Here is a 13,843-nt window from a genome sequence, read left to right on the forward strand (position 1 = left end):
AGGCGTGACCGGCGTGAGCGTGGGCCTCAGGCCGCTTCGAGGAAGGGGTAGTCGGTGTAGCCCTCGGCGCCCGGCCCGTAGAACAGTTCCGGCCGCGGCTCGTTCTCCGGGTGGCCGCCCTGCCAGCGCTCGACCAGGTCGGGGTTGGCGATGAGGGCCCGGCCCACGACCACGGCGTCGGCGTGGCCGGACTCGATCTGCTGGAGCGCCTGCTCGCGGGTGGTCTGTCCCCCGAAGGGGCCGTTGTTGACGATCAACTTGCCGTCGAAGCGCCGCCGCAGCTCCTGTACCAGGTCGCCGCCCGGCTCGGTGTGCAGTACGGAGAGGTAGGCCAGGCCCAGCGGGCGCAGCTGGTCGAGCAGGGTGCCGTAGGTGGCCAGGACGTCGTCCCGGTCGGTCTCGAAGACGTCCCCGAGCTCGACCTCCGGCGAGATCCGCAGCCCGACCCGCTCGGCACCGACGGCCTGGGCGATGGCCGTGGCGACCTCGACGACGAAGCGGGCGCGGTTGTGCGGCGAGCCGCCGTATTCATCGGTGCGCTGGTTGGCCGCCGGGGAGAGGAACTCCTGGAGCAGGTAGCCGTTGGCGCCGTGGATCTCCACGCCGTCCGCTCCCGCCTCGATGGCCCGGCGGGCCGCGGCGACGAAGTCCTCCACGGCTGCCCGGATCTCTGCGGTGGTCATCTCTTCCGGTACGGGGTAGGGCTGCTCGCCCTTCTCGGTGAACGTCTTGTTGTCGATGGCGATCGCGCTGGGGGCGAGGATGCGGCGGCCGCCGTTGATGTCGGGGTGGGTGCCGCGGCCGGCGTGCATGATCTGCAGGACGATGCGGCCGCCCTCGGCGTGCACCGCCTCGAACACCCGCTGCCAGCCGGCCGCCTGCTCGTCGGTGGCGATGCCCGGCTCACCGACATACCCCTGCGACGCGTGGTCGGGGTAGGTGCCTTCGGTGATGATCATTCCGACGCTCGCCCGCTGCCGGTAGTACTCGACCATCAGGTCCCCGGGGATGCCGGAGGAACCGGCCCGGACCCGGGTCAGCGGTGCCATGACGATGCGGTTGGCGAGCTCGATCTTCCCGAGAGAGACGGGGGAGAAAAGCGACGGAGCGGGCGAAACTTCTGAAGTGTTGACAGGCATGAGTTTCCTTCTGCACTACGGAGGGGGAACGGGATGAAGGTTTGTGAGGCAGGGGGTCCACGCTGTCCCGCGGGGGGCACGGATACGGTCCTCGGGCAAGCGCGGGCCGTTGACGGTGACGCGGTTCCGGGACCGCGATGGGGCGTGGGTGGCGCTGGCGGCGAACGCGGCGAGAGCCGCGTGCCGTCGGTGTCAACGCCGGTAAAGCGCAACTACCCGCCTCAGTAAGGGTGTTCGCTCTTTGCGCACGATCCGCAGCTGGACGCGCTCCCGCACAGAGGACCGATACACGGCTTCACGCGATTGCGGCCGTGGCGGTAGCGGTAGCGGTAGCGGGAACAGCGGCCACTTCCGCCGGCCGGTCGCCCGTCGGACAGCCTGCTTCACCAAGGCGCGGGCTTAGCTGAGCGGGACGTCCGCGACGGCCTTGAGGTGGCTGAACGTCTCGAGGGAGTACCGGCCGTGGTATCGGCCCATGCCGCTTTCACCGACGCCACCGAAGGGCAGGCCGGTCATGAGCAGTTGCATCACCGGCTGGCCCCAGGCGACGCCACCGGAAGACGTCTCGTTCACCAGGCGCGACTTGGTGGCCTCGGACTCGGTGAAGGCGTAGAGCGCGAGGGGCTTGTCGCGTTCGTTGATGAAGCCGATGGCGGCATCGAGGTCCTCAACTTCCACGACAGCGAGGATCGGACCGAAAATCTCTTCCTGCATGATTGGCGATGCGGGGTCGACATCGGTGAGCACGGTCGGGGCGATGAACAGGTCGTCACGGTCGTGCTGGCCTCCCACCGCCGCCCGGCCGGAGTCCAGCAGACGCGTGAGCCGGTCGAAGTGCCGCTCGTTGATGATCCGGCCGAAGTCGGGAGAGGTCTGCGGGCTGGTGCCGAACTGGGCTTCGACCGCCGCGCGCAGGGCGGGGACCAGCGCGGCGGCGGTGACAGAGTCGGCCAGTACGTAGTCGGGGGCTATGCACTGCTGGCCCGCATTGCCGAACTTGGCGCCGATCAGCCGCTTGGCGGCCTCGTCCACGTCGGCGTCGGGCGCCACGTAGACCGGTGACTTGCCTCCGAGCTCGAGCGTGACGGGGGTGAGGTTCTTGGCGGCCGCGGCCATGACGATCCGGCCGACGCTGCCGTTGCCGGTGTAGAAGATCTGGTCGAAACGCTGCGCCAGGAGGGCCGTGGTCTCCTCGGCACCTCCTTCGACGACGGTGAGCACGTCGGCGTCGAAGTACTCACGCAGGAGGCGTGAAGCGAGTGCCGAGGTGTGCACCGAGATCTCGCTCGGCTTGGCCACCACGGTGTTTCCGGCGGCCAGTGCGCCGATGATGGGGTCGATGAGAAGGTGCAGCGGGAAATTCCACGGGGCGATCACCAGGACGACCCCGAGCGGGTCGTACGTGGTGTAGGCCGTTGTGGTGGGACCGAAGTGGGCAGGAACCTCCACCGGACGGGGCTGGAGCCAGCTCTCGAGATTTGCCAGCGTCTCGTCGATGTCGGCGACGGTGAAGTCGATCTCCTGCATCTTCGCCTCGGCGGCGTTCTTCCGCAGATCCGCCCAGAGCGCTTCGGTCAGCTCCTGCTCGTTCTCGACCAGCAGCGCCCGCAGCCGCTGCAGTTGGCTGACGCGCCAGTCCAGTGGGCGGGTGACGCCGGTGTTGAACGTCGCACGAAGGCGGCCGACCACCTCCGCGGCCGTTTCGCTCTGGCGGGTCCTCGAATCGGTCGCCTGTGTTGTGGTCATGGGGTGTGTGCTCCGTTCTTGATGCACGCCACGCCGTCAAAGGCGTTGAGGGCATGCCGCGGTACCGGTGATGGGCAACCCGGTGGATGACGGATGAAGGGGCAATCCGTGCCTTCACTGTAGCCCATGTACGCACTGACGCGAACATAGGGCAGGGGTTATTCTTTCCTCATGGCCAGTCGCACCTCATCACCCCTCGTCCACCCCGACACGGACGACCTCGACCTCTTCAAGATCATGAGCGCGCTGACTGACGAGACCCGGCTCACCATCGTCGTCACCCTCTCCGTCTCCCCCGGTCTGGCTTGCAGCGGCTTCACCCAGGACGTCACCGCGTCCGTACTCACCCGCCACTTCCGCGTCCTGCGCGAGGCCGGTCTCATCCGGCAGCACGATGTCGGCACCCGCCGTTTCAACACTCTGCGCAAGGAAGATCTCGACCAGCGCTTCCCCGGACTGCTCGACCTCGTCCTCAAGGAGAGCGTCGGCCGCGTGGAGCCCTACGTGAACGCCGAGTGCGCCTGACCCTCTGGGGCGCCCCTCCGCGGCCGCGACGAACCGAACCCACCACAGCCAGGTGTCCAGCTTGCGGCCAGCTTCGATCACGCCGAACGACACCCCGGACACAACGTCGACCAGGCCACGGCCGAGCCGGCGAGGTCAGCCTCCCGCCCGCCCGCCGCGTGGCCGCAACCCACGCAACCAGCAAGGCGACAGGCCACCCGCCCCGCCGTACCCCTACACGGACCGGTCACTGACCGCCTCTACGCACATGCGGATTGGACCGAGTCGCCTCCCTCGGCACGAAGACCTGGACCTCGACGGCCTTCGACGTGTGCACCGGCAGCTCTCGCAGCAGGGCTCTCGCAGCAGGTGGCGTGGCACTTTCGGGGACCGCGAGCCGAGCGGGGCGGCGACACCCGTCACCCCCACCGCCTGGTACTCCAGTACGGTTTCGTGATCCATCCAGCAGGTTCGTCGACGGACCACTGTTGGCAGTGGCTGCGTCCGGCTGCGGCCTGGTGGCGCCTGCGCCAGGTGGACCAGTGCAGCAGGCTGTCGAGGGCGTCTGGTCGCTGTTGTGGCGCGGCCCACTGGCCACCGCCGTCTTCCCGATGACGACCATCTCCAACGCACCCTGCGTCGGCGCCGACGCCATGTCCAGCTTCGGCGCGACCTCATCTACGGCTGGTTTGCCGGCACCGGCCTCACCCTCACCCACCACCCGACAACAACCCGACGAGCTCAGTAACTCAGTCATCACAAACCGATGTTGGACACCCCTTATGTATTCGTGAACCCCACAATCGGAACTGCTCGTCTAGGCCGAAACGGCTACTTGCCTTCGGCTTCGCGGGAGACGGGAGCCCACTCGACCCACTCGGTCCGGTGTTTGGGGGAAGGCTTTCTCTAGGGTTCAGAGCTCGGCGACGACGCGTCGTAGTGTGCCCGGCGCGATGCGCAGCATGGCGGGCATGACTTTCGTCTGACCGGGGAATGCCATGTTCCGCCCCCGCCGAAGAGCTTTCATCGTGACCGCCGCCACCTGTGCGGGAGTCAGTTTCTTCCCCGTGGCTTCGGCGTTCATGGGTGTGTCCGTAGACGGCGGGAGGACCTCGAGGATATGGGTGCCCCGTGGGGCGAGTTGACGGCGCAAGCCGTCCGCAAAGCCGTGCAGGCCGGCTTTCACCGCGCCGTGGGTAGGCGCGCGAGTGGGTGAGACCAAAGCGAACCCCGAGGTGATGAAGACGATCGCGTCGGGCGATGGCCATCGCTCGAGCACTTCGCCCGTCAAGTGGATGGGGGCGGTGAGGTTCAACGCCACCTCTGCGTCGAGGGTCGCATTGGGGTTCTTGCCGGCTGCGTAGTCTCGTTCTTCGAACGTACCGGCGTTGTTGACCAGCACGTCCAGATGCCCGAAGCGATCAGCGACGGCTTGCAGCAACGCTGCCCGATCAGCTGCGTCCGTCACATCAGCCCGCACGGCCAGCGCCTGCGGGTGTGCTTGCGCGAATCGGTCAAGCGCAGCCTGCGAACGCCCGCAGACGACGACAGACGTCCCGAGCTCCATGAAGGATTGCGCGAGGCTCAAGCCGATGCCTGAGGTTCCGCCAGTGATGAGTACGGTCTGTGACACGATATCGCCTCTCCGTATAGCGTACCGATTGGTACGAAACACGTTAGCACATCCGTACCGATCGGTACCGAAGGGGTAGGATGAAGAAATGCCCTCCACGACACCGTCCCCTCCTGGCAGGCCTCGCGCGTTCGACATCGACGAGGCACTCGATCGTGCAGTCCTGGTGTTCTGGTCAAAGGGGTTCGAGGGCGCCAGCCTTGACGACCTCACTGAAGCGATGGGGATCAGCCGCCCCAGCCTGTACAGGGCGTTCGGCAACAAAGAAGACCTCTTCTACAAGGCGCTGGAGCGGTACACCGAGGGCTTGACCGCCTACTTCGCTCAAGCTCTGGCAGAGCCCACAAGCCGAGCAGTGGCTACTGCTGTGCTCCGAGGGACGGTCGAGGCGGCAACCATGCCGGGGTTCCCCACGGGCTGTCTTGGCGTGCAGGGCGCGTTGGCCGCCGGGGATGAGAGCCGCCCAGTCCGAGACGCACTCATCGCATGGCGTGAGGACGGGATAGCCCACTTGACGCGCCGGTTTCAACAGGCGGTAGACGCCGGTGACCTTCCGCCTTCCACAGATCCTCATCTCCTTGCGCTCTACCTGAGAACGGTCGCCAATGGGATCGCCGTCCAGGCCTCGAGTGGTAGCTCCCGCCCGGAGCTGCTGCAAGTCGCGAACCTCGCGTTGGGCAGCTGGCCAACGCTGTAGTCAGCTAATTGGCCCGCGATCTGCGCACGTACTTCGACTTTCTGTGGTTCGCTCGAGGCCAGCGTGACTGGCGCGACGCGTCCATGGAAGACCGGCCGTCGGCCGCCGTGACGACGCCTGGGGCCAGCGCACCGACGAAGGCTCGGTCGGCGTTCTCGAAGTCGGTGGTGTCTTCGAAGGGCAGGGTGCTCATGTGCTGTGTAGCCCCGCTCGCTGTTCGACGGGCTTCGCGCTCCGGTCGGCGATGGGACGTCGGCCTGCCCCCGACCGCCCGGTGGTGGCCCCACCGCCCCATCTGAACATTTGCCGCATTCACCCGCATGTCTTCATGAAGCGGCGGAGCCGGGGATCATCCTCACAGCCCCCGTCCCGCCGAGGCGTCCGAGCACACGAGGAACCGAGGACCGGCGGCACCACCAGGGGGTGGCCACGACCTCACGGACGTGGGGCCTGGTCTCGCCGAGCGGACTTCCTGGACCAGGACTTCGTCAGCCAGGTCGCCACGGCCTGGGCCGGCCAACTCGACCTCGCGGACGCGGCCGCCGACCGGATACGCGCCCCCTCCGCGGCAGCCCGCCGCGCCGCCGTCCTGGCGGCATGGGCCGGCGGTGCGGGGTTCAGGATGCGGTGCCGTAGCGGCTGAGCATGAGGGCGACGGCTTCGTCCACGATCGCGGCGTCCGTGGGGTTGGGCGGGACGAAGTCGGTCCGTACGAGTTGAGGCCACAGGAACTGGCTGCAGATCATGCCGAGGAACTGTTCAGCCACTTCGGATGCCGACTGTGGCTTTCCGTCGGCCGAACGGAAGTCGAGCGTGCCCGCCTGCACTTCGGCGTCCAGGTAGTCGCGGAGCCGGTCGAAGAAGGGTCCGCGGTCGATGGCGAAGCCGGTGCCGACGATGTCGGCGAGTTCCGGCATCTGGGGAAGTTCGGTGATGATGAGGCGGCACAGCGCGGCCGTGCCGGGCCGCGCGACCAGGCAGGCGTAGTCGCGGCCGATGTGGTCCAGGCCGTAGCGGGGGTCGCCGGGCGGGGGCGGTTCGGCGTACTCCACATCCAGCTGCCATTGTTCGGCGGTGACGGCCGCGAACAGCGCGGCCTTGGTGGGGTACCGCTTGAAGAGGGTGCCGGTGGAGACGCGGGCCTCCTTGGCGATCTGCGCCAAGGAGGCCTTGTCGTATCCCCGGGCGAGGAAGAGGTCGCGGGCGGCGCGGATGATGCGCGCGCGGTTCTCCGCCTTGATCTGTGCGTGATACCCCGCTTTGTTCTCCGCGTGATACCCGGCCTGGCACGCATCGCCACCGGTTTCCGCTCGGTCACGGCCCGCCACCGACATACCCATGCCCCTCGCCCGTCTCCCGGCCGCATCCTCGCTGTCAGAGGACGGTCTGCCCTCCGTCCAGGATAAGGTCCTGGCCCACCGCGAAGGCCGAGGCATCGGAGGCCAGGTACACGACGGCTTCCGCGACCTCCTCGGGCAGGCCCATGCGGCCGAGCGGGATGCCGGCGCTGATCCCCTCCAGGACCGCGGCCTGCACCGCGGGGTCCTCGATCCCGAGCTTGGAGTAGAGCGGGGTGTCCACCGGGCCGGGGCTGACCGCGTTGAACCGGATGCCGTGCGACCTGAGCAGGTCCGCGTTCCACGACCGCATCAAGGAGCCCACAGCAGCCTTCGTCGCGGCGTAGGCGTTCGAGTTCCCGTAGCCGCCGTGCGCACTGCTGGACGCGTTGAGGATGACCGAGGACGGGTTGGCCAGCACGGGCACCAGGGCCTGCGTGAGAAAGAAGACGCTCTTGACGTTGATGTCGAAGAGCCGGTCGAAACTGTCCTCCGTGTGGTCCTCGAACGGCCGCCAATCCGAGACCCCGGCGTTCAAGAAGACCACGTCCAGTTCTCCGAAGTGCTCACGCACCTGCTTGGCCAGGCCGCGCTGCGCGTCGAGATCGCGCGCATCGGCCTGCACGACGGGCACCTTGTCCCCGAGGATCTGCCGCGCGTTGTCGATGCTGGCCGGGGTCACGCCCGTGACCAGCACATCGGCCCCCTCCGCGATGAAACGCTGCGCGGTCTCCAGACCGATCCCGCTCGTGCCGCCGGTGATGAGGGCGCGCTTGCCCGCAAGACGATTCATGGTGATTGTTTCCTTGCCGAGTCATAGGGTAAGTCGAGCGACTCACCATTTGAAGGTAGCTCCCGCCCCACCCTTATGGCAAGTCGATCCACTTACCATCGGCAGTCTGGAGCGGTTCGGCCACGCCGGAGAAGGTCAGGGACATCTGCGCGTGCGCCTCGCCAGCACCGCGAAGACGTCGACGGCGAACCCCTCGGACTCGGGTCGTTCACCCCCGACGCACGCCGCGAGTCGCTTGATGGCTGATGGCCACGGGCCCTCCACCACTCACGAGTTCCTTCGCGGTGATCCTCGGCTGCGCTCGGCCAGACAGCCGGCCTGGGCAGCTGCTTGCCCCCGTCCAAGACGTCCCCTTACCGATGCCTGTCCAAGACACCCAGTCCCACTTCGCCAAGTGGTCTGTACGCATCGACGTGACCCCGCACACCGGCTGTCGGCCCATCGGGGACTACCCGACGCCCCACCTCGACGGCTTCGATCACCCCATGGCCGACCGCACCCTCGTCGAGCGCTTCCAGCGTCACCCCACCCTCCATGCAGGTGAGGTGAGCGGCGTGCCCTCCCCGGACTGGCTCGGACCACACCCCGGCCGCTGACGCGGACAGATGCGAGCGAGAGAACGCGACGGCGTCCGCGAGCATCGAAGACCGTGCCCAGCGACCGCAGCAGGGCAACCGACTCGGCGCGACAGGGCGAGAGGCGTTCGACCGCCCCTTGCGGTACGCCGCGCGGGGAATCGACACGCACATTCCAAGCGATCATTCCTGCAGGTCAACGGCCTGACAGCTGAAAGAAGGCGGCAGCGAGAAGAAGAGTGGCGACGCTTTTGCCGGCGGATGTCGAAACTGCCCCGACAGCTACGTCCCAGGGTCAGACACGACGACCCTGGAGGGACCGCTATGCAAGCCAACGAGATCACCGAGATCCTCAACCGGCCGATCAGCCGAGAGCTGCTCGCGCGCGACGTGGTCCGACTGGCGTACGTGGCCAAGGACGGCACGCCCCGGAACATCCCGATCGCGTTCACCTGGAACGGTTCCGAACTCGTCATGTGCACCACGAAAAACGCCCCGAAGCTCCCGTTTCTGCGCGCGAACCCGATGGTGGCCTTGACCATCGACACCGAGGCGCACCCGCCCAAGATCCTGCTGATCCGCGGTCGGGCCGAGTTGGACGTCGTCGACGGCATCCCGGACGAGTACCTCCAGATCAACGGCTCGTACGAGATGACACCTGAGCAACGGGTCGCGGGGGAGGCCGAGGTCCGCTCGCTCTACGACGGCATGGTCCGGATCGTGGTGACCCCGACGTGGGCGAAACTGATCGACTTCGAGACGACACTGCCCAGCGCGATCGAGGAACTGGCCAGGCAACGGGCCGAGCGTGAACGCCTTTGAGAACAAAGCGCCGGAGGCCCTCAGAAGGCAGCTCCCTGCCTGATCAGCTGTTGTCCGAAGGGCGTCAGACCTGCCACCGGACACGGCCCATTGCAGGACATGCTCACCGACGACGAAACCCGTCAGGGTGCCTACCTGGAGTCCACACACCACGGGCACGCCAAGCCTCCCCGCCCGGTGACGCCCACGTGGGAGACAGTCGCCTCCTTCCTCCAACAGCAACTCCACCCCATCACCCACTCCACTGAGGCAACTGTCCGCAACGCCCTGCGAATCCACCGCCGCCGGGCAGCTGCACGACGAGCTTCCCCGGCGCCACCGCGCAGCACTTACGAGCGCGGACCTCCCGGGTGTGAACACCCGGGATTCCCCGTCAGATCAAGCTGAACACGTGGCCGTCACCCAAGGCGTGCCCGCCGCAGCCGATGTGCTCGCGAGGAAGCCGAAGGTGGTGCTCTGCCCCGCTGCCACCGTGCCGTTCCACCCGGCGTTGCGCACCGTCGTCCCGGTCAGCGCGCCGTTCCAGACCTGCGTGATCTGGGTGCCCGTCGGGAGTGCGAGGGTCACCGACCAGGAAGAGATCGCCACCGTGGACGACGTGTTGGTGACCGTCACCTCCCCCTGGTAGCCGCCCTGCCACACCGACACCGCCCGGAAGGCCACCGAACAGCCCCCGCTCCCGGGCTCACCTGGGTCACCCGGGGTGAGCAGGGCCGACAGCGCCGGGTACCAGCGGGCCGCCATCTTGGCGTCGCCGGAGGCGTTGGGATGGACCCCGTCGTAGGTGTCGGTGGCCGTGTCGAAACCCGTCCACTGGTCGACGACGGTTACCGGCGACTGCGCGGTGGTGATGCCATCGGCCCAGGCCGGAATGCGCTGGTTGAAGGCCACCGTTCGGGCGGCGCACTCCGCGCAGCTGGTCGGATTGATGGGGATGAGCTGGGCGACCAGCACCTTCATCGCCGGGTTGCTGGCCCGCATCTGGCTGACCAGCTTGGTGTACGCGGCGAGGATGGTGTCCGGTGCGATGCTGCTCCAGACGTCGTTGGTGCCGAAGTGCATGACAACGATGTCCGGCCGGGTCGCCGACAGCCATCCGGGCAGCAGGTTCTGGTCGGCGGTGGCGGTGGCCTGGAAGCCGCCGTGGCCTTCGTTGTCGGCGTCGTGCGTAAGGGCGCAGCTCTGTGCGTTCAGTGTGCCGACGAAGTCGATGTCGGTGTAACCGGCGTTCTGCAGCTGGTTCCAGAGAAGGGAGCGCCAGCAGCCCGGGGAGCCGGTGATGGAGTCCCCTAGCGGCATGATCCGTACAGGGGTCGCGGCGGCGGCGGGTGGGGCGCCGGCCAGGCCGAAGCCGGCGGCTAGGACGAGCAGGGCGGCCAGGAGAGTGGCGAGGAGCGGACGGTGTCTGCTGCGCACGGAGTGTCCTTCCCGAAGCGGGTGGAGCGGGAACGTGGCACGCACGTGTGGGAGCGCTCCCACTACTACGTACTGTTCATCAAGCCACTGTTGTCGCTGACACGTCAATATCCCGGACAGGCCCGGACTGCACGCCGACCGACGCCGAGGAACTTCGGCAGATCGTGATCCCGCCGCCAGGCAGGCCCTACCCGTTCGTGCCGTGTCCCGGTGGCCACCCGATGACGCCCTCAGCTTGAACGTTGCGCAAGGATGCTCCTTCGAACCGGGCGCCGGTGACGTTGGTCAGCCCGAGCGGGGGCCTGCCGGTGTTCACGCTGCCGAACCTGGCGTCGGTCAGATCGGTGTCGCGCAAGTCAGCACCCCGTAGATCGCATCCGGCCAGGCTGACCTCTCGCAGTGAAGCCCCGCGCAGGTCTGCGTCGCTGAAGTCACAGAACTTGAACCAACACCCGTCCAGGGTGGCGTGGCGTAGATCGGCCCCGCTGAACGAGCAGCGGGTGAACCGCAGCCGCGACGTACGAGCGGAAGCCAGGTTCTGACCGGTGAAGTCCTCACCGGCCACGGCCGCATAGCCGTGGAGCGCGGCGAGTCGTTGTCTCGTCGTCAGTGGCGTGATCATGTCCGCCATCGTGTCAGCCGGGTCGGTGTCCGTCGCCCGCATTTCCCACAGTTCGGCGTCCGTCAGCTGGCCCCCCTGGGCGCAGTTCCGCGGGGGCCGCCGACACCGCGACCGTGCGCGTCCGGTACGGGTGCCAGCGCAGCCGGACCGACAGCGCGTACAGGCGGCGGCGCTGCGCCGTCGTATAGGCCGGGCGGGGCTCGGCGAGCGCGTCGTAGCTGTGGTATCAGTCCGCTTGCAGGCACACCAGGCCGTCGGAGAGGTCCACGTGATCCATACCCTCTATTGCGACACTTGTTCGCTTTTCTGTGCAAGCGACACCCCGCGATGACTGTGTCACCGACTCGCGTGCACATCTGTTGGTCAGTCCGGTCGCCGTGTGCAGTACGTCCGGATGCTCCGGCCAGCGACGGCGTGTCTCCATCGTCTTCTCGTCCAGGCGAGGATTTGCCCGTGTCGTCTCAGCGCCCACGGCAGGGCGGCAAGGTTGTTGGCGCTGGCCACGGTGTTGGGGTGGTCGTCGCTGTGGGGACGTCGACGGCGGGCGAGGATGTCTTCGTCCAGGGCGCGGGCGCGTCCTGTTGGGCCGCTACGCCAAATGCCCTGACGGGCGCAGGAGATCGCCAACCGGAAGATCGAGGAGCTGTTGCGCGAATACGGGTGAGGCCGGGTGGTACGCCTTGCCGCTTGCCCGCGTCCCTGTCACGCTTCTGAGCGCGCTTTGAGGGCCTGGCGGAAGTCGAGGTACGAGAGCGCTATGACCAGAAGCGGAACAATGATCCATAGCAGGACGGGGCGCAGCCAGCCTTCGGTCAGGACAGCGACGAGAACCACTGCGACGGCGCTTCCGACAAAGCCGAAGAACTGCCGGTAGGAACGGAAGCCCCCGACCATGGCCGCATGGCTTGCGGCAGGATCGTCTTCTTCGGCGAACGCGGTACGCATGGGATGGCTGTCGTCCTCACGCCTGGCTCGCTGCCAAGCGAAGAACCAGCGTCCGAGCACGTAGAGGACGAACGTTCCCAGGAAGATCCACCACTCGGTGGCATTGTCGGGCAGTGAGCGCGCCAGTGTCATGAGCACCGCATTCCCCGGGCTCAAGGGAGTAGACGGTTCCGTGTTCGGGCTGGAGTCGACGGCTGCAACGTGCCCGCCTGAACGTACGCCGCAGACCGGGCCGGAGGTTTACCTCTCCGGCCCGATGCCCCTTCTCCAGTGAAGACAAGGGGATGCCCATGGATGCGAACCCCACCGCCCAGCTGCTCGATTTCGCCGCCCACGCGCAGCACCTGATGACAAGCGTGTGGTCCGGTACGAGGCAACCGTCCTCATCGCAACCATCAACGAATGGCTGTGATCAAAGCCTTCAAGACTCATAAGGGCCGCCCCGAAAGTACATACTCCTGTGCGCTCTGGGGCGGTCACCGCGCTCGTGCGCAGCAGCGGAGCGGTCAGCAGGCGCCGTCCGCTTCGCCAGTTCCCGCAGGGTCTCGAGGCCGGCCAGCACCCCCGAGCGATTGCCCGACCGCTTCATCCACGCTGGCAGCCGAGCGAACATCGACATCGTCGGCCGCGTGCCACCACGCTCTCGCAATCGCGCTCCGACGTAGGCAGACAGCTCGTTGACGTGCTCCTCGTTATAGGCCCACAAGATGTGCCCAGCGCAATGGGTCTGCAGCCACAGAGGCCGCTGGAAGAACGGATCCTCACTACCACCCAGCACCGCACCGACCAGCCCGGCCCCCCTCACCTCAGGCTTCCAGTCTTCGACGGCACCACACCCTCCACAAGCCAGACGACGCGGCTGGAACAGAAGCTCGCTGAAGTATCTGGGATCAGGAATGCCTGGCCGGGGGATTACGAGAGCACGGCCCCCGCATCGCGGACAGACCACAAGCAGCCGACCCGCGAACCGAGCCAACCAGCCCCCGGGGTCATAGTGCCGATCGAGATCAGCCTGCGGCTCCGAATCCATGACGGACACCATCGCAGGTCCGCGATACGAGCGGCTACGGCATTCTCGAACATGCCCCGCAGGCCGCCACGAGCCACTTCGATACACGGTCTAGCGGGTTGGGTCAGGAGTGCGCTGCGGAGCGGCCAGGACCCAGGCGGTGAAAGCTTCGACGCCGTCCACGACTGCCTCGAAGCGCGGGGAGTGGAAAACGTCGAACGCGTGCTGGCCGCCGGGCAGTTCGGCGTAGACGACGGTGCTGTCGGAGGCGCGGCGCAGCTGGTCGACGAAGCTCCGGGCGCCCTCGACGGTCGCCAGCGCGTCCTTGGTTCGTCCGACTGTGGACCTGCAACGGCGGCACCATCCAGTCGTGGAACCTCAGCTGACTCCACCCCTGTCCGGCCGGGCACGCCCCGGCTCGGACAGGGCGAAAATTCCGACGGGAACCCACCCCCTTGTCAGGGGCATGACCTTCTCCTACAGTCCCCGGATACGGATACTGTGGGAGCGCTCCCATGGATGAGGTGTTCCAGCGCTCACTCCCCTCCCTCCGAGAGGACTCCCATACGAACGTCACGGCGCCCCGTCACAAAGAAGGCGGATCC

At 67.3% G+C, this 13,843-nt stretch carries 12 protein-coding genes; 4 read left to right on the forward strand and 8 right to left on the reverse strand.

All coding sequences use genetic code 11. The annotated features are described in order from the left end of the window. Nucleotides 1-26 precede the first annotated feature (26 nt). Nucleotides 27-1,139 carry an alkene reductase gene (locus tag ACIOHP_RS28435; RefSeq protein WP_401891902.1) on the reverse strand — a complete coding sequence of 371 codons (1,113 nt, stop codon included), beginning with the start codon at nt 1,137-1,139 and terminating at the stop codon, nt 27-29. A gap of 399 nt (nt 1,140-1,538) precedes the next feature. Beyond that, complete coding sequence (locus tag ACIOHP_RS28440) at nt 1,539-2,912, reverse strand: aldehyde dehydrogenase family protein (protein ID WP_401891904.1); 1,374 nt, start codon at nt 2,910-2,912, stop codon at nt 1,539-1,541. A 144-nt stretch (nt 2,913-3,056) separates the two neighbouring features. On the opposite strand from ACIOHP_RS28440, the gene ACIOHP_RS28445 reads away from it, so the two are divergent. Then, nucleotides 3,057-3,410, forward strand: coding sequence for a helix-turn-helix transcriptional regulator (locus tag ACIOHP_RS28445; protein ID WP_060895109.1), 354 nt, complete (start codon nt 3,057-3,059; stop codon nt 3,408-3,410). Nucleotides 3,411-4,302: 892 nt separating this feature from the next. Here ACIOHP_RS28445 and ACIOHP_RS28450 read toward each other — a convergent pair. Next, nucleotides 4,303-5,022 carry an SDR family NAD(P)-dependent oxidoreductase gene (locus tag ACIOHP_RS28450; RefSeq protein WP_401891906.1) on the reverse strand — a complete coding sequence of 240 codons (720 nt, stop codon included), beginning with the start codon at nt 5,020-5,022 and terminating at the stop codon, nt 4,303-4,305. Between the two features lie 88 nt (nt 5,023-5,110). Here ACIOHP_RS28450 and ACIOHP_RS28455 point away from each other — a divergent pair, with 88 nt between their 5' ends. After that, entirely contained in the window at nt 5,111-5,719 is a 609-nt protein-coding gene (locus tag ACIOHP_RS28455; protein WP_401891908.1) for a TetR/AcrR family transcriptional regulator, read from the forward strand. Between the two features lie 617 nt (nt 5,720-6,336). Here the strand turns inward: ACIOHP_RS28455 and ACIOHP_RS28460 are convergent. Together ACIOHP_RS28460 and ACIOHP_RS28465 are read right to left on the reverse strand one after the other, a co-directional pair. Beyond that, the gene (locus ACIOHP_RS28460) at nt 6,337-7,059 is read right to left on the reverse strand and encodes a TetR/AcrR family transcriptional regulator (RefSeq protein WP_401891910.1); all 723 of its coding nucleotides are present in this window, start codon (nt 7,057-7,059) and stop codon (nt 6,337-6,339) included. A gap of 34 nt (nt 7,060-7,093) precedes the next feature. Continuing rightward, nucleotides 7,094-7,849: an SDR family oxidoreductase gene (locus tag ACIOHP_RS28465; protein WP_401891912.1), complete on the reverse strand. Its 756-nt coding sequence runs from the start codon at nt 7,847-7,849 to the stop codon at nt 7,094-7,096. 359 nt (nt 7,850-8,208) lie between these two features. Here ACIOHP_RS28465 and ACIOHP_RS28470 point away from each other — a divergent pair, with 359 nt between their 5' ends. Together ACIOHP_RS28470 and ACIOHP_RS28475 are read left to right on the forward strand one after the other, a co-directional pair. Next, nucleotides 8,209-8,445: a hypothetical protein gene (locus ACIOHP_RS28470; protein WP_401891914.1), complete on the forward strand. Its 237-nt coding sequence runs from the start codon at nt 8,209-8,211 to the stop codon at nt 8,443-8,445. A 303-nt stretch (nt 8,446-8,748) separates the two neighbouring features. Continuing rightward, the gene (locus ACIOHP_RS28475) at nt 8,749-9,246 is read left to right on the forward strand and encodes a pyridoxamine 5'-phosphate oxidase family protein (RefSeq protein WP_401891915.1); all 498 of its coding nucleotides are present in this window, start codon (nt 8,749-8,751) and stop codon (nt 9,244-9,246) included. 378 nt (nt 9,247-9,624) lie between these two features. Here the strand turns inward: ACIOHP_RS28475 and ACIOHP_RS28480 are convergent, their stop codons facing one another. The 3 genes from ACIOHP_RS28480 to ACIOHP_RS28490 form a co-directional block, all read right to left on the reverse strand. After that, complete coding sequence (locus ACIOHP_RS28480; RefSeq protein WP_401891916.1) at nt 9,625-10,662, reverse strand: GDSL-type esterase/lipase family protein; 1,038 nt, start codon at nt 10,660-10,662, stop codon at nt 9,625-9,627. 187 nt (nt 10,663-10,849) lie between these two features. Further along, complete coding sequence (locus ACIOHP_RS28485; protein ID WP_401891918.1) at nt 10,850-11,284, reverse strand: pentapeptide repeat-containing protein; 435 nt, start codon at nt 11,282-11,284, stop codon at nt 10,850-10,852. A 702-nt stretch (nt 11,285-11,986) separates the two neighbouring features. Continuing rightward, nucleotides 11,987-12,361: a hypothetical protein gene (locus ACIOHP_RS28490; protein ID WP_401891920.1), complete on the reverse strand. Its 375-nt coding sequence runs from the start codon at nt 12,359-12,361 to the stop codon at nt 11,987-11,989. Nucleotides 12,362-13,843: the final 1,482 nt, after the last annotated feature.

This window comes from Streptomyces sp. NPDC087859 (assembly GCF_044742595.1).
Lineage (GTDB): Bacteria > Actinomycetota > Actinomycetes > Streptomycetales > Streptomycetaceae > Streptomyces > Streptomyces canus_F.